Annotated in this window: 15 protein-coding genes; 11 read left to right on the forward strand and 4 right to left on the reverse strand. The window is 46.2% G+C overall.

Annotated elements, in window-relative coordinates; translation table 11 throughout:
• Positions 1–13 precede the first annotated feature (13 nt).
• The 10 genes from AAAT87_RS08850 to ilvC all read left to right on the forward strand — a co-directional run bounded on the left by AAAT87_RS08850 (position 14) and on the right by ilvC (position 14,111).
• The gene (locus AAAT87_RS08850; RefSeq protein ID WP_295408880.1) at positions 14–1,393 is read left to right on the forward strand and encodes an NAD(P)-dependent oxidoreductase; all 1,380 of its coding nucleotides are present in this window, start codon (positions 14–16) and stop codon (positions 1,391–1,393) included.
• 93 nt (positions 1,394–1,486) lie between these two features.
• Entirely contained in the window at positions 1,487–2,152 is a 666-nt protein-coding gene (locus AAAT87_RS08855; RefSeq protein WP_349226221.1) for a hypothetical protein, read from the forward strand.
• Positions 2,153–2,224: 72 nt separating this feature from the next.
• Positions 2,225–3,577: a signal recognition particle protein gene (gene ffh / locus AAAT87_RS08860; protein ID WP_089543557.1), complete on the forward strand. Its 1,353-nt coding sequence runs from the start codon at positions 2,225–2,227 to the stop codon at positions 3,575–3,577.
• A 65-nt stretch (positions 3,578–3,642) separates the two neighbouring features.
• Entirely contained in the window at positions 3,643–4,521 is an 879-nt protein-coding gene (gene folD, locus AAAT87_RS08865; protein ID WP_293555417.1) for a bifunctional methylenetetrahydrofolate dehydrogenase/methenyltetrahydrofolate cyclohydrolase FolD, read from the forward strand.
• A 269-nt stretch (positions 4,522–4,790) separates the two neighbouring features.
• Positions 4,791–7,370, forward strand: a complete 2,580-nt coding sequence (locus tag AAAT87_RS08870) for an alpha-L-arabinofuranosidase C-terminal domain-containing protein (protein ID WP_431997151.1) — start codon at positions 4,791–4,793, stop codon at positions 7,368–7,370.
• Positions 7,371–7,622: 252 nt separating this feature from the next.
• The gene (gene ilvD / locus AAAT87_RS08875) at positions 7,623–9,425 is read left to right on the forward strand and encodes a dihydroxy-acid dehydratase (RefSeq protein ID WP_349226223.1); all 1,803 of its coding nucleotides are present in this window, start codon (positions 7,623–7,625) and stop codon (positions 9,423–9,425) included.
• A gap of 88 nt (positions 9,426–9,513) precedes the next feature.
• Complete coding sequence (gene ilvB / locus AAAT87_RS08880; RefSeq protein WP_349226224.1) at positions 9,514–11,229, forward strand: biosynthetic-type acetolactate synthase large subunit; 1,716 nt, start codon at positions 9,514–9,516, stop codon at positions 11,227–11,229.
• 59 nt (positions 11,230–11,288) lie between these two features.
• A complete protein-coding gene (ilvN, locus tag AAAT87_RS08885; protein ID WP_295023442.1) occupies positions 11,289–11,834 on the forward strand; it encodes an acetolactate synthase small subunit in 546 nt (181 codons plus the stop codon).
• Between the two features lie 192 nt (positions 11,835–12,026).
• Positions 12,027–12,869 carry an acyl-[acyl-carrier-protein] thioesterase gene (locus tag AAAT87_RS08890; RefSeq protein WP_295023440.1) on the forward strand — a complete coding sequence of 281 codons (843 nt, stop codon included), beginning with the start codon at positions 12,027–12,029 and terminating at the stop codon, positions 12,867–12,869.
• A gap of 198 nt (positions 12,870–13,067) precedes the next feature.
• Positions 13,068–14,111: a ketol-acid reductoisomerase gene (gene ilvC / locus AAAT87_RS08895; protein ID WP_006847380.1), complete on the forward strand. Its 1,044-nt coding sequence runs from the start codon at positions 13,068–13,070 to the stop codon at positions 14,109–14,111.
• Between the two features lie 135 nt (positions 14,112–14,246).
• Here the strand turns inward: ilvC and AAAT87_RS08900 are convergent, their stop codons facing one another.
• The 4 genes from AAAT87_RS08900 to AAAT87_RS08915 all read right to left on the reverse strand — a co-directional run bounded on the left by AAAT87_RS08900 (position 14,247) and on the right by AAAT87_RS08915 (position 20,690).
• Complete coding sequence (locus AAAT87_RS08900; RefSeq protein ID WP_295408887.1) at positions 14,247–16,043, reverse strand: RecQ family ATP-dependent DNA helicase; 1,797 nt, start codon at positions 16,041–16,043, stop codon at positions 14,247–14,249.
• A gap of 6 nt (positions 16,044–16,049) precedes the next feature.
• Entirely contained in the window at positions 16,050–17,768 is a 1,719-nt protein-coding gene (recJ, locus tag AAAT87_RS08905) for a single-stranded-DNA-specific exonuclease RecJ (protein ID WP_295408889.1), read from the reverse strand.
• 177 nt (positions 17,769–17,945) lie between these two features.
• A complete protein-coding gene (locus tag AAAT87_RS08910) occupies positions 17,946–19,157 on the reverse strand; it encodes a C1 family peptidase (RefSeq protein WP_153091938.1) in 1,212 nt (403 codons plus the stop codon).
• Between the two features lie 117 nt (positions 19,158–19,274).
• The gene (locus AAAT87_RS08915) at positions 19,275–20,690 is read right to left on the reverse strand and encodes an aminopeptidase P family protein (protein WP_298529203.1); all 1,416 of its coding nucleotides are present in this window, start codon (positions 20,688–20,690) and stop codon (positions 19,275–19,277) included.
• 257 nt (positions 20,691–20,947) lie between these two features.
• Here AAAT87_RS08915 and AAAT87_RS08920 point away from each other — a divergent pair, with 257 nt between their 5' ends.
• On the forward strand, positions 20,948–21,790 hold the full coding sequence (locus tag AAAT87_RS08920; RefSeq protein WP_295023431.1) for a patatin-like phospholipase family protein: 843 nt from the start codon (positions 20,948–20,950) through the stop codon (positions 21,788–21,790).
• Positions 21,791–21,953 lie beyond the last annotated feature (163 nt).

A 21,953-nucleotide genomic window follows, 5' to 3' on the forward strand; every position in this document is an offset into this window, starting at 1 on the left:
AGAGTAGTAGATTATGAGTGAACAGATTGATCAACAGAATAACACAGCTGAACAGCCTAGCATGTTTCAGGTGGTAAATGAGGGATTCACTACCCGAGAGGCGATTGAGGAAGCCAAGAGATGTCTGCATTGTAAGATTCCGCAGTGTAAGAAGGGATGCCCTATTGAAAACGATATACCGGATTTCGTACACGAACTGTCGATGGGTAACATGGGTGCTGCGATGAGCATCATCAATGCCAAGAGCAATCTGCCGGCTATCTGTGGACGCGTGTGTCCACACGAGAAGCAGTGCCAGGGACATTGTGTGCTCGGCAAGAAGGGAAAACCTGTACAGATTGGAAAATTGGAGCAGTTTATCGCTGACTTCGATACCAAGATGAAGCTCTCCCGTGAGCTCCTGCCACAGAAAACCCGTGGTAGAGTGGCTGTAATCGGTTCGGGTCCTGCAGGACTTACCGTAGCCGGTGATTTGGCAAGACAGGGATTCAATGTAACGATTTTTGAAGGACAGGCTGAACCGGGTGGCGTACTGATGTACGGTATTCCGGAGTATCGCTTGCCAAAGACTGTGGTGCGCGATGAGGTGAGCAAGATTGCTGCCTTGGGCGTGCAGTTTATCACCAACTGTATGGTGGGCGAAAACAATGTCACCATCGACAGTCTCTTCCGTGCCGGTTATGATGCCATCTTCATGGGTACCGGTACCAGCGTGCCTCAGAATATGGACTCTACACCGGGCAGCAAGCTCCATGGTGTAAGCCAGAGTACCTACTTCCTGCATAATGTAAATGCCTATAACGAAGGTGCTTTGCCCCGCGATATGGTTCCTTTGCGCGATGGCGAGAAGGTAGGTGTAATCGGTGGTGGAAATGTGGCGATGGATGCTGCCCGTACTGCCATCCGTCTGGGTGCTGACGTTACCGTATTGTACAGAAAGACCCAGGAGGAAATGCCTGCCATCAAGAGCGAATACGAGGATGCCGTAAAGGAAGGTGTGAAGTTTGAATGGAAAACTACCGTAGAAGCCTTCCTGAAGGGTAAGAATGGCAGACTGGGAAGCTGCGTGCTGAATACACCTGAGGGCGAAAGGGTAGAGAATTTTGATAGAATCTATCTGGCTATCGGTTCGCGCCCTGCCAACCGTATCGTTTCTACTACTGCTGGAATCGAGGTGGATGAGAAGGGATATGTAAAGGTGGTAGATCGTCCTTTCGGAATGACTACCCGTCGTGGCGTATTCGCCGGAGGTGATGTGGTGCATCGCCCTCAGACCGTAGTGCTGGCGATGAAGGCTGCCAAGGAGGTGGCTCAGGGTATCGCGCAGTATGTGGATGCCATCAAGCTCCTGGAAGAAGCCAAGCGTATCGAAAAAGAAGGTTCCTGCTCGTAGAGGTTAATATCTGCTTAATCTGGTTAATATCTATTGCAATATTTTGCGGAATGAAGGATTCTTGTTATTTTTGCCTACAAAAAAGCAAAGATTATGAAGAAAATTATATTTTTGATGATAGCCCTGCTGTCGATGGCTTCCATGGTCTTTGCGCAGAAAACATGCGTCATCGCATCTGCCGAGGATCATGTGCCTATCAGGGAAGCCCTCATTCATACGAACAATAACCATTGGGCGCGTACCGACTATCGGGGTTACTGGAACATGCGCTACCAGTTTGATTCTGCTACCGTATCCAAACCGGGCTATATCAAGGCAACTATCCGCTATCAGGAGTTGCCTGATACCGTTTTTCTCCTTCCCGAAGCCAAACAGATTGGTGAAGTGACCGTTTGGGGCAAGAACCAGGAGCATATCGACAATATGGAAGAGCAGATACAAGAGAAGGTGAATTCTGTGCCAACATCACCGGGAGGAATCGGCTTCGATGCCTTCGGCTGGATGGACAAGCAGGGCAGCCGCGACCGGAAGCACAAGAAGCAGGCTCAGGAAATCTTCAAGAAGATGGACAGAAAGGATCCTATCGTCTCTGCCTACGAAAAGGCTACGGGAAAGAAGTATGAACTGAAAAATCCTATCAATCTGAGCGCTAACAAGAAAGAAACTTTGGAAAAGCAGGATGAGACCAGGCAGGAATCATCAGAGAAAACGCTTCCAAATGTTCAAAATGAAGCAAAAGAGCAAGAAAATGAAAAATAATCGAGATTGAGTTGGCTTTCTCGGAAAAAGTTCGTAACTTTGTGCCCGAAATAAAAAAGTACAATTAAGAACATGTTTGAAAATTTAAGTGATAGATTAGAACGTTCCTTCAAAATTCTGAAGGGTGAGGGTAAAATTACCGAAATCAACGTGGCTGAGACCATGAAGGATGTGCGCCGTGCACTCCTCGATGCCGACGTTAACTATAAAGTTGCCAAGGAATTCACCAACAAGGTGAAGGAAAAAGCACTCGGCATGAATGTTTTGACAGCCGTGAAGCCAGGCCAGCTGATGGTGAAGTTGGTTCACGACGAACTCGCTGAGCTGATGGGAGGCGAGGAAGCTCCATTGCATTTGGAAAGTCGCCCTGCTGTAATCCTGATGAGTGGTTTGCAGGGTTCTGGTAAGACTACCTTCAGCGGTAAGCTTGCCAATATGCTCAAGAACAAGAAAGGCAAGAAGCCTTTGCTCGTGGCTTGCGACGTATATCGTCCTGCTGCTATCCAGCAGCTCCATGTAGTAGGCGAACAGGTGGGTGTGCCTGTATATAGTGAGCCTGATAACAAGGATGTACTCAGCATCGCTGACCACGCTTTGCAGCAGGCTAAGACCAACGGCAACGATGTGGTCATCGTCGATACTGCCGGTCGATTGGCTGTTGATGAGCAGATGATGCAGGAAATCAGCAACCTCAAGAATCATCTCAACCCGGATGAGACTCTCTTCGTAGTTGACTCCATGACGGGTCAGGATGCTGTAAATACAGCCAAGGAGTTCAACGACCGCCTCGACTTCAATGGTGTAGTTCTCACCAAGCTCGATGGTGATACTCGTGGTGGTGCTGCCCTCAGTATCCGCACCGTGGTTACCAAGCCTATCAAGTTTATCGGTACCGGCGAGAAGATGGAGGCTATCGATGTGTTCCATCCTGCTCGAATGGCAGACCGTATCCTCGGAATGGGTGACGTGGTTTCGCTGGTAGAGCGCGCACAGGAGCAGTTTGACCTGGAGGAGGCTAAGAAGTTGGAGAAGAAGATTCGCAAGAACCAGTTCGATTTCAATGACTTCTACAATCAGATTCAGCAGATCAAGAAGATGGGTAACATCAAGGATCTGGCTGCGATGATTCCGGGTGTAGGCAAGGCTATCCGTGATGTTGATATCCCAGAGGATGCCTTCAAGGGTATCGAGGCTATCATCCAGAGTATGACTCCTAAGGAGCGTACCAATCCATCTATCCTCAATACATCTCGCCGCCAGCGTATCGCCAAGGGTTCTGGTACCAATATCCAGGAGGTAAACAAGCTCATCAAGCAGTTTGAACAGACACGCAAGATGATGCAGATGATGACTGGCAACAAGATGGCGCAGATGATGGGCCGTATGAAGGGTATGCCAGGTATGCCTAAGATGCCAGGTATGTAATTCAGAAGCAGAGAGCCAAGGCTCGAAGCTTATCAATGTAAAATTCTTAAAATAGAAAAAGTAAGATGCAACTAATAGACGGAAAGGCTACAGCAGCCGCCATAAAGGAACAGATTGCTCAGGAGGTGGCTCAGATTGTAGCCGCAGGAGGCAAACAGCCACATCTGGTGGCTGTGCTGGTGGGTCACGATGGTGGCAGCGAAACCTATGTGAAGAACAAGGTTCTGGCATGCGAAAAGTGCGGATTCAAATCTACGCTGATCCGTTTTGAGGAGGATGTTACTGAGGAGGAGCTTCTGCAGTGTGTAGATAAGCTCAACAAGGATGCTGACGTGGATGGTTTCATTGTGCAGCTGCCTTTGCCGAAGCACATCGACGAGCAGAAGATTACCATGGCGATAGACTATCGCAAGGATGTGGATGGCTTCCATCCCGTGAATGTGGGTAGAATGTCGCTGGGTATGCCTAGTTTCATCTCGGCTACTCCGCTTGGAATCCTCACCCTGCTGCAGCATTATCAGATAGAAACCAGCGGTAAGAAGTGTGTTATCCTGGGCAGAAGCAACATCGTGGGCAAGCCTATGGCCCAGCTGATGATGCAGAAGCAGTATGGAGATGCTACGGTTACCGTGTGCCACTCGCACTCCAAAAATCTGAAGGAGGAGTGCCGGGAGGCGGATATTATCATTGCGGCTATCGGTAAGCCTGATTTCGTAACAGCCGATATGGTTAAACCGGGAGCTGTTGTCATCGACGTGGGTACGACTCGTGTACCTGACGCCACCAGAAAAAGCGGATTCCGCCTGAATGGTGACGTGAAGTTCGATGAAGTGGCTGAAAAGTGTTCTTTCATTACTCCAGTACCGGGCGGAGTGGGTCCGATGACCATCTGCTCGCTGATGAAGAATACGCTTGCCGCAGGAAAAAAAGAAATTTATGATTAGATCTCTCTATTCCATTAGGGAGTGTATTAGGTTTAGTTGTTAGGTTGGGGGCAGGTTGCTGTGAAGCATTCTACCCCTTTTTTATTAACTTTATACGATTTTTAAGTCGTATCATCTATATATATTAATGTAATACAATTGAGAATCTAAAAACAAGCAAAAAATAAATAAGAAGTAATATGATGAAACCAAAGTATCTACTCTTCTCGGCTGCCCTGTTGGCTATGACCCAAGCTGTGGCGCTGACTCCTGTCAGAAAGCAGACTCAAATGCCAGCTGCCAAGAAACAAGTTAATAAGGCGACTTTGTCTGTTGCAGATAAGGATGCACCTGCCTATACCATAGTGGGCAAGGATTCTACCTGCCAGATTTTCGTGTATTCTCCAGCTCCCAACCAGGGACTGCATCTCGCTTATCTTACAGACGATGAAAGATGGGTGGATGTAGGTCAGCTCTGTGCCTCTGACTTCGGACCTTGGGGCAGTGAGAAAAAGATGTATCGCCCATTCGTTCTCAAGGCAAATGATGGTACCTGGCGGGCTCTTTGGAGTGTAAATAAGACCTCACCACAGTTTGCTGTGGCTTATTCTGAAGATCTCGTAACCTGGCGACCACAAGATTATCCTATCATGAAGGAGAAGAATATCAGTGATGTGGCTGCCTATCAGATGGAAGATGGAACCTTCGACCTTTATCTGAAGACGGAGAAAGGCAAAAGATACGTTCATGCCGACAAGGATTTCCGCATCTTCCAGGAAGATTCGCTGGAAGCTGCTGCAGATGAAATCCTCTGGCAGCGCGATACGGCTACCATCAATGGTAAACTGATAGAGGGTAACGACTTCGAGATTCCGGCCATTCATCTGAACTATATCCGCGCCTGGCATAAGGCTCTGGCTGAGGAAGCAAAGGAAAACAGCCGGAAGCTGCCTAAGAATGAGGCTGATTTGAAGGCTTATATCGCTGATGTAGAGGAGAAAATCAAGAATGAGCAAGGTGAGGAGGCTGTCCTTCAGCACGCTAAAATGGTAAAGGAGGCGGATGCAGCAGATGCTTTCACGGCTAAGCTCACGGTGAATCCGCAGAAGAGTCATCGCATCAGCGACAAGCTTATCGGCATCTTCTTCGAGGATATCAGCAGAGCTGCCGATGGCGGACTCTGTGCAGAACTCCTGCAGAATGGCGATTTCGAATACAATGGTGAGCGAAAAGGCTGGAATGCTGCAACTGCCTGGATGGGAATTGAGGCTTCATCTTCTTCTGTATCGTCATCCTCTTCTGCCATCATTTCTACAGAAAATGGGGTAAGCGTGAATAATCCGCATTATGCCATCCTCTCATCTACACCTATTTATAATATAGGATGGGAGGGAATCGTCATCAAGTGTGGTGCCGCTTACGAAGTGAGTCTGTATGCCCGTTGTATCGACGGCAAGAAAAAGCAGCTTACTGTAGCACTCGTAGATCAGGAAGGACTTCCGATAGCTCAGGCTAAGCTGAAGGTGCAGGGACCTGATTGGGCTGAATACAAGGCGCAGCTTGTCATCACAGACAAATATAAAGGTGAACTGGGCAAGGATACCCGTTTTGCCCTCTTGCCTAAGGGAGAGGAAAAGGTAGCCGTAGATATGGTGAGCCTGATGCCGCAGGATACCTACAAAGGTCATGGTCTGAGAAAGGATCTTGCTGAGATCATCGCTGAGCTGAAGCCTCGCTTCGTGCGTTTCCCTGGTGGATGTATGCTCCACGGACAGGGACTCGGCAACATCTATCATTGGAAAGAGAGTATCGGTGAACTGAAAGACCGAAAACCGGCTCTCAATATCTGGAACTATCACCAGACCCGTAAGCTGGGGTTCTTCGAGTATTTCCAGTGGTGTGAGGATATGGGCGCTGAGCCTCTGCCAGTATTGGCTGCTGGTGTACCTTGTCAGAACTCCCAGCCTAATGCGCAGGGCATCTGCGGACAGCAGGGCGGAATCCCAATGGCAGAAATGCCAAAGTATGTGCAGGATGTTCTCGACCTGGTAGAGTGGGCGAATGGTGATCCTGCCACATCGAAGTGGGCAAAGATGAGAGCGGATGCCGGACATCCGGCTCCTTTCAATCTCAAGATGGTAGGTATCGGAAACGAAGATCTGATTTCCACCGATTTCGAACAGCGCTATCTGATGATCTGCAAGGCTCTCAAGGAGAAGCATCCGGAAATTGAAGTAGTAGGTACTGTAGGTCCATTCCATAGTCCATCTTCCGACTATATCGAGGGCTGGAAGATTGCAAAGGAGAATAAAAAATGGATTGATGCGGTAGATGAGCACTATTATGAGCAGCCAGGATGGTTTATCAATCATCAGGATTACTACGATCATTACGACCGTAAGGCTCCGAAGGTGTATCTGGGCGAGTATGCTGCAAATGGCAATAATGAATTAGACCGCGCTTTGGCAGAGGGTATTCATCTCTGTAATGTGGAACGTAACGGAGATGTCGTGGAAATGACTTCTTATGCTCCTCTGCTCTGCAAGGATGGCTATCATAACTGGAACCCGGATATGATCTACTTCGATAATTCGGAGAAAATCCGACTCACCGAGAGTTACAAGATGCAGAAGATGTTTGGTCAGCATTCCGGTGATACTTATATTGTATCTAGCCTGAACCTTCCTGCAGCTCTCAAGAAGTACGTGGGCACCAGCGTGGTAAAGGTTTCCAAGACCGGTAAAACCTGGCTCAAGGTGGTGAATGCCTTGCCTCGAACGCTGAAACTCCAGGTGGAAGCACAAGGAGCTGGTGCTGGCAACAAGCAGGTTGAGGTGAAGGCTCGTTCTGCCGAGGTCTTTGAACTCTAATCTGTTTGTATAAGACATATAAGGACCCTTGTATTATTGCACAATCGGGCTGCTTTTGTGTAAGGGGTCTGATAAATTGTAAGCAATTTAGCTTATTTCCTAACAAAAATCCGCAAAAATTGAAAGTTTTTGCGGATTTTGTTGTTTGTTTCATAAATTCTCACTATCTTTGCAGTCAAAATTGTAAGAAGAAGGCTTGAGAGAGACCTTCTGGTAATAAAGAACAAGATAATATAAAGAGATAATAACGATATGAAACATCCATTAAGAAGTAGCGTCTGTACTGAAGGCAGAAGAATGGCAGGTGCCAGAGCACTCTGGGTAGCTGCAGGTATGAAACATGAGCAGTTTGGCAAACCTATTATCGCCATCGTGAACAGTTTCACGCAGTTTGTTCCGGGACATACTCATCTTCACGAAATCGGTCAGATTGTCAAGAAGGAAATTGAAGCTATGGGTTGCTATGCAGCTGAGTTCAATACTATCGCTGTTGACGACGGTATCGCTATGGGTCACGACGGAATGCTCTATTCACTCCCAAGTCGCGATATTATTGCTGATTCTGTGGAATATATGGTGAATGCGCACAAGGCTGATGCTATGATCTGCATTTCCAACTGTGATAAGGTTACCCCAGGTATGTTGATGGCGTCTATGCGTCTGAATATTCCTACTGTATTCTGTTCTGGAGGTCCGATGGAGGCTGGTCGCTGGAAAGGCGAGAATGCTGACTTGATTACCGCTATGATTAAGGGTGCTGATACCAGTGTCAGCGATGAGGAAATGAAACAGATTGAGCAGTGTGCTTGCCCTGGATGTGGTAGCTGCTCTGGTATGTTTACCGCTAACTCTATGAATTCTCTCACAGAGGCTATCGGTTTGAGTCTTCCTGGCAATGGTACTATTCTCGCTACTCACAAGAACCGCATCGAACTCTTCAAGGCTGCGGCTCGTCAGGTTGTAAAGAATGCCTACGCTTATTATGAGGATGGCGATGAGAGCGTATTGCCACGTAGCATTGCTACCCGTGATGCCTTCCTCAATGCCATGACTCTCGATATTGCAATGGGTGGTAGTACAAATACAGTGCTCCATCTCTTGGCTGTGGCTCAGGAAGCAGGTGCCGATTTCAAGATGGAAGATATCGATCAGCTCAGTCGCAAGGTTCCTTGCCTCTGCAAGTTGAGTCCTAATACTCAGAAGTATAGCGTTCAGGAATGCAACCGTGCCGGTGGTATCCTGGGTATCCTGAACGAACTTAACAAGGGTGGCCTTATCAATGGTGCTGTGAAGCGTGTGGATGGCAAGACTCTCGATGAGCAGATGAAGAAATACGATATCACAGGTGCCGAGATTGATCCTGAGGCTGACCGCATCTATCATTCTGCTCCAGGCAGAAAATTCTCCACTCAGATGGGTAGTCAAGATGCACAGTGGGAGAGTCTTGATACAGATAGAGAGAATGGCTGTATCCGTGATCTCGAACATGCTTATACCAAGGATGGTGGTCTTGCAGTACTCTTCGGTAATATCGCGCAGAATGGTTGCGTAGTGAAGACCGCAGGTGTGGATCCTGTACTCTGGCATTTCGAGGGTCCAGCAGTATGCTTCGATTCTCAGGAAGATGCCTGCGAGGGTATCCTTGGTGGTAAGGTGAACTCTGGTGATTGTGTTGTCATCACACACGAGGGTCCTAAGGGTGGTCCTGGTATGCAGGAGATGCTGTATCCAACTTCATACATCAAGAGCCGTCACCTCGGTAAGGAGTGTGCCCTCATCACAGATGGTCGATTCTCAGGAGGTACATCTGGCTTGAGTATCGGTCACATTAGCCCAGAGGCTGCTGCTGGTGGTAACATCGGCAAAATCAAGGATGGCGATATCATCATTATCGATATTCCTAGCCGCTCTATCAATGTGAAGCTTTCCGACGAGGAACTTGCTGCACGTCCACAGCAGCCGCTGAAGCGTAATCGTCAGGTTAGTAAGGCTTTGCGTGCATACGCACAGAGCGTAAGCTCTGCTGATAAGGGTGGTGTAAGAATCATTGATTAATCCTTTCCTGGTTTCCCAGGCAAGAAGGTTTGTCTTTGACAACAAAGAAAATAAAGTTTTTGAATTATTCAGAATAAGATATAGATAAATGGCAAAAGAAGTAATAACAGGAGCTGAAGCATTGATGCGCTCCCTGCATAACGAAAGGGTTAAGACCATCTTCGGTTACCCAGGTGGTAGCATCATGCCAGTGTTTGATGCACTGTATGGTTACACGAGAGGAGAGAAGAAGATGTTCGATCACATCTTGGTTCGTCACGAGCAGGCTGCTGCTCACGCTGCACAGGGCTACGCCCGAGTCAGCGGCGAAGTGGGTGTTACTCTCGTTACTAGTGGTCCTGGAGCAACTAATACGCTCACCGGTATTGCGGATGCCATGATGGATTCTACACCTATCGTGGTCATCGCCGGACAGGTGGGTGTGGGCGCTTTGGGTACTGATGCCTTCCAGGAAGTTGACCTGGTGGGCGTTACCCAGCCTATCTCTAAGTGGTCTTATCAGATTCGTCGTCCTGAGGATGTGGCATGGGCTGTAAGCCGTGCCTTCTTTATCGCTCGTAGCGGTCGTCCGGGACCTGTAGTACTCGACTTCACCAAGAATGCTCAGATTGCTACTTGTGAGTGGGAACCAGTGAAATGTGAGAAGGTTACATCTTATAATCCATATCCGAAGATTGATGAAAAGGCTGTAGCTGAAGCTGCTGAACTCATCAATCAGGCAAAGCGCCCTTTCGCTCTCGTCGGTCATGGCGTAGAACTGGGTGGTGCTCATAATGAACTGGTTGAATTCCTGGAGAAGGCTGATATCCCGGCTGGTCGTACCCTGCTCGGTCTCTCAGCTCTTCCTAGCAACCATCCGCTTAATATGGGTATGCTCGGTATGCATGGTTCTTATGCTACCAATATGAAGACTCAGGAGTGTGATGTGCTCATTGCCATCGGTATGCGATTCAGCGACCGTATCACGGGCGTTCCTTCCAAATATGCTAAGCAGGCTAAGATTATCCATCTTGATATTGATAAGTCGGAAATCGATAAAGTCATCAAGACTGATGTGGCTGTGATTGGCGATTGCAAGCAAACGTTGCCTGCCATCACTCGTCTCTTGAACAAGAATGTTCATCGCGAGTGGAGAGATTCCTTCGAGGAATATCGCAAGCAGGAGCAGGAGAAGGTTATCGAGAAGGATATTCATCCTAGTGAAGGCCCTCTGCTGATGGGTGAGGTGACCAATGTGGTGACTGAAGCTACCAATAATGAGGCTGTTCTCGTGAACGACGTAGGTCAGAACCAGATGATCAGTAGCCGCTACTTCAAGTTCACCAAGAAACTGAGTATTGTTACCAGTGGTGGTTTCGGAACCATGGGCTTCGGTCTTCCTGCTGCTATCGGTGCAACATTCGGCGCACCAGACCGTACCATCTGCTGTTTCTTCGGTGATGGCGGTTTCCAGATGAACATCCAGGAATTGGGTACCATCATGGAGCAGCAGGCACCAGTGAAGATGATTCTCTTGAACAATAACTATCTGGGCAATGTACGCCAGTGGCAGGATTTGATGTTTGAGGGACGTCGCTCTTTCACCCATATGCTGAACCCTCGTTATGAGGAAATTGCCAAGGCTTATGGCATTCCTTACGATGTGGTAATCGACCGCAAGGATCTGAAGGCGAAGGTTGAGAAGATGATCAGCACCAAGGGACCTTACCTTTTGGAATGCGCCATCAAGGAAGATGAGGATATTGTTCCTATGACTCTGCCGGGAAAGAGTGTGGACGAAATGCTGCTTGAACTCCACTATTAATGGCTTTCGGCTATATATATAATAAGGTGTAACTATACATTTTAAATAATAGAAATAAAATGGAGAATAACAACGATAAGAAATTATATACATTGCTTGTCTATTCTGAGAATATTGCAGGTATTCTGAATCAGATTACGGCTGTATTTACAAGAAGACAGGTGAATATCGAGAGCTTGAATGTGTCGGCTAGCAGTATCAAGAACATCCACAAATATACCATCACGGTATGGAGTGATGCTGAGCAGATTGAGAAAATCAACAAGGCAATAGAGAAGAAAATTGATGTGGTGAAGAGTGATTATTATACAGATGATCAGATTTTCATCCACGAGGTAGCACTCTACAAGATTTCTACTCCTATTCTCTTGGAGAATCCTGAGGTTTCCCGTACTATCCGCAAGCACGATGCTCGTATGATGGAGGTGAATCCTACCTATAGTACTGTACTCTTGGCGGGTCTTACTGAGGATATCGCTGATCTTTTCCATCAGCTCAACAGTTTCGATTGTCTTTTGCAGTACAGTCGAAGTGGTAGAATTGCCGTTACAAGAAGCTTCGATGAGCCTATCTCTGATTATCTGAAAAAGAATTCAGAAGAATAGTCTCGGACAGGAATTCTGAAAGAATATATTGATTCTGGAACAAACAGATTTAAACGAGGAAAATCCCTTTGCTTACCTGGTTGGAAGACCAAGAGCAGAGGGATTTTTTAGTTTCTTGTATGTAATAAAGATATAGGGGGCTTCGTTATATATATAATAAGGTATAAAACAATAAATCAAAAACCGAAGAATATGAAACAGGAATTATTAGATAAGGTAGGTTGCTACGAGTTTCTGGCGGAACCTTTCCATTGCGATTTTGCAAGTCGTCTGTTTATGGGGCATTTGGGAAATCATCTTCTGAATGCTGCCGATTTCCATAGTAATGATCGTGGTTATGGAATGAACTATCTGATGCCCCGACACAAAACCTGGGTCTTGAGTCGTCTCGCTATCGAGATGCAGGAAATGCCAAAGTCTTATGATAAGTTTTATGTAGAAACCTGGGTAGAGAGTGCAATGAAGTACTTCACTAGCCGAAACTTTAAGATCTGTTCATCTGTTTCGGATGGTTCTGAAGCAGAGAAGGTATATGGCTATGGTAAAAGTGTCTGGGCGATGATCGATACAGAGACCCGTCAGCCAGTGGATATTTTCAGTATCCATGATGGACTTATCAAGGAATATATAGAAACAGAGAAACCTTGTCCTATTGCAGCCAGCTCTCGTGTCAAGATGGGTAAGAATGCAGAATTGGTACGTACTATTCATACCTATTATAATGATGTAGATGTAAATGGCCATATTAATTCTGTGAAATATATCGAGCATGTACTCGATCTTTTTGACCTAGATTATTACAAGACTCATTTTTTACAGCGCTTCGAAATCGCATACGTAGCAGAGAGTCATCAGGGCGATCAGCTGAATTTCTATGTAGAGAAGGTGGGTGATGGGGGAAAAACAGAAAAAGAAGCTTCTGTTAACGAACCTCAAAAAATGGAAGAATTTTGCATAAAAATAACAAAAATCAGCCAAAATAGCGATATTGAGGTGGAAGTTGTAAGGAGTAAGGTGAAATTTATAAAAAAATGAAAGAAAAATTTGGTGGTTTCATAGAAATTCATTACCTTTGCACTCGAAATAAAAAATAAACCCAGTGCCGCTTCCTCGTGTAGGTGGTGGACGGATCAAACAGGCTCTCTTTGGATAAGAATACAGCTCGCATCCGTATGGACAAGTATAACCCGCGGCTCCACAATAGGCAAGCCGCACAAAAATTAAGTTACAATTATGGCAGAAATGAATTTCGGTGGCGTAATGGAAACTGTTGTCACCAGTCATGAATTTTCATTGGAGAAAGCACGTGAAGTATTGAAGAACGAAACTATCGCAGTTATCGGTTACGGTATCCAGGGTCCTGGTCAGGCTTGCAACCTTCGCGATAATGGTTTCAACGTCATCGTCGGACAGCGTCAGGGTAAGACCTACGAGAAGTGTTTGAAGGATGGCTGGGTACCAGGCAAGACTTTGTTCTCTATCGAGGAAGCTGCTGAGAAGGGTACTATCATCTGTATGTTGCTTTCTGATGCCGGTCAGATTGCTTGCTGGCCAAAGATTAAGCCATACCTCACACCAGGTAAGACTTTGTATTATTCACATGGTTTCGCTATCAACTGGAGCGATCGCACAGGCGTTGTTCCACCTAAGGATATTGATGTTATAATGGTTGCACCTAAGGGTTCTGGTACTTCTCTCCGCACTATGTTCTGCGAGGGTCGTGGTTTGAACTGTTCTTACGCTGTTTACCAGGATGCATCTGGCAAGGCAGAGGAAAAGACTATTGCCTTCGGTATCGGTATCGGTGCAGGTTATCTGTTCAAGACTACATTCCAGCGTGAGGCTACTTCTGACCTTACTGGTGAGCGTGGTTCTTTGATGGGTGCTATCGAGGGTCTCTTGGAGGCTCAGTACGATGTACTCCGTGAGAATGGTCACTCTCCATCTGAGGCATTCAACGAGACTGTTGAGGAGTTGACTCAGAGCCTTGGCCCTCTCTTTGGTGCTAAGGGTATGGATTGGATGTATGCTAACTGTTCTACAACAGCTCAGCGTGGTGCTCTTGATTGGGCTCCTCGTTTCCGTGAGGCTATCAAGCCTGTTATGGAGTGGTTGTATTACTCTGTTAAGACTGGTAATGAGGCTCAGATTTCTATCGACAAGAACTCTCAGGCTGATTACCGTGAGAAGTTGAACGCAGAACTCGAGGCTATGCGTAACAAGGAGATGTGGCAGGCTGGTGTTACTGTACGTAAGCTTCGTCCTGAGAATAACTAATTTTTTTCTCGTACATAATGTTATAAAGGGAGCGGTCCGCGATGGGTCGCTCCCTTTTACGTATATGATAAAGTCGAAAGGAGGTTGCTTTTCCAATCATCCTTTCGACTTTCAATGATCCTTTTATCTTTTCAATTATCCTTTTTTTTCTATGACTTTGAGGTCTTCTATGATGATTTCTTCTTCTGCAATCTTTCTGCGGAATTCCTTTTCTTTCTCTTCCGTTTCCTTCGCCAGGCAAACATCACACTGCTGGCATTTCGTTTCATTATGTTCACCAAAATAGGCGAGTAACTGGCGTGAGCGGCATATCTCATCATTTTTGGCATATTGCAGCATGCTTTGAATACGCTTCATATATTGCTCTCTTCGGCCTTCCCATACCTCTTGCGGAATCTGTACCTTGTTGCCATCCACACGGTCGCGTGTATAGCTGATGAAAGGTATCTTGCGGCGGGGGATGAATTTGATGATGTGGCGGGCTGCCAGGTTCTTTAATGCAAAATATACCTGCTGGATGTTTAATTCCGCCTGGCGGGCAATAAGATGCTCGTCTATGAAGGTAAGATCCACAAACAGACTGCCGTAGCTGCGCAGTAATGCTGTGATGACCGCCTCCTGTGTAGGAGGAAGCTGATCGAGTATATAAAGTTCGTTTCTGCCCAGGAGAAACATAACGCGGGCTTTACCATCTGGATCGTCCTCGTAGTGCAGATAGCCGCTTCGTTCAAGAATCCTGAGGGCAGAATCTACTTTGGTAGGGAAAAACTTGTAGGTGATGCAGAATTTATCGATGTCAAACTCGAAGGTCTTGCCACATCCGCTACCTACACCTATCTGGTAGAAGTAGGCAAGATGTTCGTAAACGTCCTGTATCATTTCTTTAGGTGGAAAGGTATCATCTATTCGTTTCTTGAGTTTCGACTCGTCGCTTCTGTCAAAAAGCAGTACAGCATAGGATTTCTCCCCATCTCTTCCGGCACGTCCAGCCTCCTGGAAGTAAGCCTCAAGTGAATCGGGACAGTCTATGTGAATCACCATCCTCACATCGGGTTTGTCTATTCCCATTCCAAAGGCGTTTGTGGCGCACATCACCCTTACTTCGTCTGCCTGCCAGGCTTTCTGTCGCACATCCTTCTCATCAGGAGCGAGTCCGGCGTGGTAAAAGGTGGCGGAAATACCTTTCTTAGACAATAGTTCAGCCATTTCCTTGGTGCGTTTTCTACTTCGGGCATAGACTATGGCTGAGCCTTTCACGCTTTGCAGGATATGCACCATTTCACCCTGCTTATTGGAAGTGTTGCGTACAACATAAGCGAGGTTCTTGCGTTCGAAGCTCATCTTAAACACATTCTTTTCTGCAAAATGGAGTCTTTCCTGTATATCATCCACAACTTCTGGAGTCGCAGTCGCTGTAAGAGCAAGGATAGGTGCCTGGGGAATCATTTCCCTGATTTTGGCTATCTGCAGGTAAGAAGGGCGGAAATCGTAGCCCCATTGGCTGATACAATGGGCTTCATCTACTGTGATGAAACTTACATGGATGTGTTTGAGCTTGGTCTGAAAGAGTTCTGATGCGAGTCGTTCTGGTGAAACGTAGAGAATCTTTACGCCCCCGAAGATACAGTTGTCGAGCGTCTGGAGAATTTCGTTTCTCGATTTGTCTGCATAGATGGCATCAGCCAGTATACCTCGTTCTCTAAGATGCTGTACCTGGTCTTTCATCAGGGCGATGAGAGGGGTGATAACGATACATACACCTTCCTTGACCAAGGCAGGCACTTGGAATGTGATGGATTTGCCGCCACCTGTAGGCATAAGACCGAGGGTATCCCGTCCGCAGGCAATGCTTTCGATGATATTGCGTTGAATGCCTCGGAAATCAGGATACCCCCAATACTTTTGCAGAATAAGTTGAAATTGATCTGCCATTTTTTCTTAGTCATTTGGCCTGATAGCCTCTATTTGAAGTTGGACTTGATTCTTCTTGAAAATATTGTCCTCAATGGTGTATGCAATGTCGAAACTGCGGCGGCTTTTGATGTATCGGGCAGCCGCGCTTTGCCCGAAGGCAATTCCGTTCATTACGGTACTCGATTTAGAATCTACCAATTCCAGTTTGATATGCTCTTGCTCTCTGCCCACCACCTTGCTGGTGCCGTAATCATATACGTTCTGCGTGCAGAATACGGGTTTGCTATTGCATGGACCAAAAGGTGAGAACTTCTTTAAATCTGAGTGCAGCTGCTTCGTTATGTCCTTGAAGTCTATCATCGCATCTATGTTGAGCATCGCTTCCGTCTGTTCGGGAGCGATATGTTCTGCCACGTACTGGTGGAATCTGTCTCTAAACTCCTTCACGTTTTCCCATTTCATCGTAAGTCCGCAGGCATAGGTGTGGCCTCCGAAGTTGATAAGCAGGTCGCGGCAACTCTTGATGGCAGAATATACATCGAATCCTGTTACGCTGCGAGCCGAACCTGTTGCAAGGTCTCCGTCACGGGTCAATACCACGGTAGGACGGAAGTAGATTTCCGTAAGTCGGGATGCAACGATGCCGATGACTCCCTTTTTCCAACCTTCATCATAGAGTACGATGCTGGAGTTGTGTTTCTGTGTCTCCAGTCGTGACACGATTAGATTGGCTTCTTCTGTCATCTGCTTGTCTATGTCCTTGCGTTGTTCGTTGTACTCATTGATGTGCTTTGCCATTTTCAGAGCCTGCCCGAAGTCTCGCTCTACCAGCAGATCCACGCTTTCCTTGCCGTTCTCCATACGTCCTGATGCATTGATGCGTGGTCCTAGCTTGAAGACGATGTCACTCATAGACAGCTCTCTTCCGTTGAGTCCGCAGATATCGATAATCGCCTTGAGTCCGATACTTGGATTGGTATTGAGAAGTTTGAGTCCGTGGAAGGCAAGGATTCGGTTTTCATCCACCACAGGCACTATGTCGGCAGCAATGCTCACGGCACAGAAGTCGAGTAATGGGATGAGGCGTGAGAAAGGAATGTTGTTGTTCTTGGCAAAAGCCTGCATGAACTTGAATCCTACGCCACAACCGCAGAGATGTTTGAATGGGAACGGATCATCCGGGCGTTTGGGGTTAAGTATGGCCACAGCTGGTGGCATCACGTCGTCAGGGACATGATGATCGCAGATGATGAAGTCTATGCCAAGATTCTTGGCATATTCTATCTCCTGGATAGCTTTGATGCCGCAATCTAGGATAATGATGAGTTTTACACCTGTTTCGTGCGCAAAGTCTATTCCCTTTTTGCTTACTCCATAGCCTTCGTCGTATCGGTCTGGTATGTAGTAATCAATGTTGGAATAAAACTGTTGCAGAAACTTGTACACCAATGCTACAGCCGTGCATCCATCCACGTCATAGTCTCCATAGACCATGATGCGCTCCTTTCTTCCCATAGCATCGTTGAGGCGATCTACTGCGATATCCATATCCTTCATCAGGAATGGATTGATGAGATCTGACAGCTGGGGGCGGAAAAAACGCTTGGCTGCAGATTCTGTCGTAATGCCTCGATGGATGAGAAGCTTGGCTAGGATAGGGCTGATACTGAGTTTGTCGGCTAGTTCTTTAGCCGATTTCTCCAGCTCTGGTGTCGGTTCTTCGTAATTCCATTTAAAATGCATTTTAATTATTTTTTATTTCTGCCCCCAAAGTTACGAAATTAAAATGACAATCGAAAATGTTTATGAAGTATTTTATTTAAAAATATCTAGATTTAAGTAAAAATAATACTTGTAGGTAAACAAAAAGGCAGCAAACTTTGCTGTTTGCTGCCTTTGGTTCTGTTTATTTTGAATAAATTAGATGCCGAGCTTCTTGCGGATATCCTTAGGAATGGCATTCTTGTTTACCATGAAGTCCATAGTCTTGTAAGCTACGAAAGCCTTGGTCATATACCATGTTCCCTTGTAGTCACCATACTCACCCCATGAGTTCTTTACCATATAGTACTCCTTGCCGTTCTGGTCCTTAGCGATACCATAGATGTGCATTCCGTGGTCGTCGGTAGTCTCCCAGTTGTCGAAAGCTTCCTGGCGCATAGCCTGGGTAGGAACAACTTCTGGTGCGTTTACACCAAGTGAATCGAACTTCTCCTTCTTCTCGTCCTTAGAGAGTTTGAACCAGTGGTCTGCGTCTGTACCTGCCATAGAACGAACCTTCTTGACGTCGTATGCGATACCGAGACCCTTACGAGTAAAGCCGTCCTCTGTTACGTCGCCACCCCAAGCTATAGTGTAGCCGTTGTTGATAGCGTTGTCGATGATCTTGCAAAGGTCATCCATTGGTACGTTGTAGCTCAAAGGCCAACGCCAGTTATCCTGTACCTCAACAGCAAACTTGCTCCACATTGGGTGGTGAGTGTAGCTGGTGATGGTAACATAATCATCGAGGTTCAAGCCGAGGCTCTGGCAGAATGACTGTGGAGTGTACTGCTTGCCCTGATATGTGAACTTCTCTGGAGTCTTACCGATATATGAGTCGATGATACCCTGAAGACCGCTCTTCCAGGCAGAAGAAATCTTCTTAGCATTGCTCTTAGCTACAGCCTCTACGTATGGAGTCATTACGTCGAAGAACTCACCGAAGTTAGCGAGTGAGTCGCCTGTCAAAGTACCTGGAGCTGGCATTGCGCCCTCCGGTACGATTCCGTAGTGCTGCAAAGCATAAAGTACATCGTATGCGCTACCGCCCTGAGAGAAGCTTACGTCGCCGTGCATTCTCACTGCCATAGTGGCGCGGTCCATATAAGTCTTGTTAGCTACGAACATCTCGCTGAGGTCGTAGGTTTTACCTGTATGCTTCAGAATCTCGCTTTCGAAGTAGCTGAGTGTAGAGTAAGCCCAGCACGTACCGCTGCGGTTCTGGTCCTTGATGCTTGTAATAGGATTCTGCTTCACTACTGTGAATACAGGCTTGTTCTTTGCAATAGTTGCAGAATCAGTTGCTGATTTCGCATTTGCGCCAGTGGCAACCATGGCCAACATGGCTGCAACGATCATTGATTTCTTCATGAAATTTTTCTCTTAAATTAATAATGTTATTCTATACTTATATCTCTCTATGAAAAATCCTCAAGTATTGAAAAACTTGAGGGTTCTTCGTTCATTTGCTTGAATGGATTTTTCTATTTAAAGAATCTCTCCTCTGTGGGCTGCCATATAATCCTCTACATCCTTTGGATGGTAAGGTATACGGTCGGTTCCGAGGAATCGGCAACCATCCTTGGTGATGAGCACATCATCCTCGATACGGATGCCTCCGAAGTCTTTGTAGGTCTCAATCTTATCGAAGTTGAGGAACTCTGCACAATGACCTGAAGCCTTCCAGTCGTCGATGAGAGCTGGAATGAAGTAAACGCCTGGCTCGTCTGTTACTACGAAGCCTTCTTCAAGGCGGCGACCCATACGCAGGCAGTTTGTACCAAACTGTTCCAGGTTAGGGCGAACTTCATCATCAAAGCCAACGTTTATCTGGTCGAGGTTCTCCATATCGTGAACATCCATACCCATCATGTGTCCCAATCCGTGAGGCAGGAACATAGCGTGGGCACCAGCACGTACAGCCTCTTCTGTATCACCTTTGGCAAGGCCTAACTCTTTCATACGGTCGAAGAGCAAGCGGCATACGGCAAAGTGGACATCAGCCCACTTCACACCTGGCTTTGCAACTTCCAGAGCGTAGTCGTGACAAGCCTCTACGATAGAATAGATTTCCAACTGGCGTTGGCTGAACTTACCGCTGACAGGCATTGTACGGGTATGGTCTGAACAGTAATTGTTCATAGTCTCTGCACCTGCATCACAAAGTGCCAGTCTTCCTTCCTCGAGCAGATTCATAGATGGATAACCATGCTGAATCTCTCCATGCTGGCTGAAGATAGTAGGGAAACTAACCATTGCTCCATAAGAGTGAGCAATTCCGCTTACCTGTCCTGCTACATATTTTTCTGTGATTCCTGGGCGGACGAGCTTCATAGCAGTGGTGTGCATCTTATATCCGATAACAGAAGCACGCTCCAATTCCTCAATTTCCTCTGGAGTCTTGGTAGAACGCATCTTGACAACCGCCTTGATGAGATCCATGCTGGCTTCCTCTTTCTGCTGGTTTGGATGAATTCCGAGAAGGTCAAATACCTGAAGCTTGATATCATAGCGGTAAGGTGGCAAGAAGTGAATCTTGCGTTTCTTCGCCATAGCATCATTGCAGATGGTCTTCAGGCTCTTCATTGGTGCTGAATTATGTACGCCCACCTGCTCTGCGAGATCGTGGACGCTATCTACGCTTCCGTACCATACAATATCTACCAAGTCGATATCATCACCGATTAAAGTTTCGATATCGTTATCTATGTCAATTACACCAACCAAACCGTCTCGCTGCAAACCGAAATAGTACAGGAATGTTGAGTCCTGGCGGAATGGGTAATATCCGTTATTAGGGAAATTACAAGGTGAATTGTTGTTTCCGAAAAGAATGATGACGCCGCTTTTGACGAGCTTCTTAAGCTCTTGTCTGCGGCTGATATAAGTGTCCTTACTAAACATATTTTTAGAATTTTACTTTATTTTGCTGCAAAGTTAGCAATTATTTCGCAAAAATGTATTATCTTTGCAATCAAAAATAGAAAAAACTAGCGAATTTATAAATAATTAATATAAAAATGCTCTTTTTGAGGGACAAAATGTAAGAAAATGAGTTTTCTCAGAGTGCAAATCGTTAGTAATGCAGAGAGTGATAATCTGTAAGAGTATGAATGTTGATTAGTGTAATGCAATCAAAAAACAGTGGAAGGATAAAGGTTATGAAGTTGAATTTGGAAAAAACTGGTTTGGTCTTGGAAGGTGGAGGTATGCGTGGCGTCTTTACCAGTGGCGTACTTGATGCTTTTATGAAGCATGATGTTTATTTCCCATATACGGTGGCGGTGTCGGCAGGTGCATGTAATGGTATGTCGTACATCAGTCGCCAGCCGCGTCGTGCCCGTATCTCAAATATCGATTATTTGGCGAGGTATCAGTATATCGGCATCCGACATCTGGTAACGCAAGGGTGTATTTTCGACCGTGAGTTGCTTTACGATAAGTTTCCGAATCTGTTGCTTCCTTACGATTTTGATACCTATTTTAAATATGCCGACCGATTCGAGATGGTTACCACGAATTGTCTTACGGGCAAGCCTATGTATCTTTCGGAAAATCATGATCGGCAGCGTGCCCTTGATATTGTGCGTGCTTCCAGCAGTTTGCCATACGTGAGTAAAATCGTGGATGTGGATGGTATCCCAATGCTCGATGGTGGAATAGCAGACAGTATTCCCGTGATGAGAGCTATAGACAAAGGTTATGAGCACAATGTGGTTGTCTTGACCCGCAACAAAGGTTGGAGAGATACTGGCAAAGATAGAAAGCTACCTTATTTATATAAGAACTATCCGCGCCTGCGAGTGGTCTTGAGTCATCGGCATAAGGTTTATAATGAGCAGATTCAACTGATTGATGATTTGGAGGCTGCTGGCAAAATAACTTGTATCCGTCCGATTCGTCCAATGGAAGTAGGGCGCATAGAGAAGGATACGGATAAGTTAGAACGTCTCTATGAAGAAGGATTTATGCTGGGAGAAAAGTTTTGTGAGAAATTCCTATAATGAAGTTCTCATTATGGATTCCTGATATGGAATACTCTTTATGAAGTAGCCTGTTCTCTAAACAGAAACTCGTGTTTTGAGAACAGGCTATTCTTATATATATGCTCACCTTTAATATATATGCTCACCTTTAATATATATACTTATTTTTTATATATGCCCA

Source organism: Segatella sinensis, from assembly GCF_040095255.1.
GTDB lineage: Bacteria > Bacteroidota > Bacteroidia > Bacteroidales > Bacteroidaceae > Prevotella > Prevotella sinensis.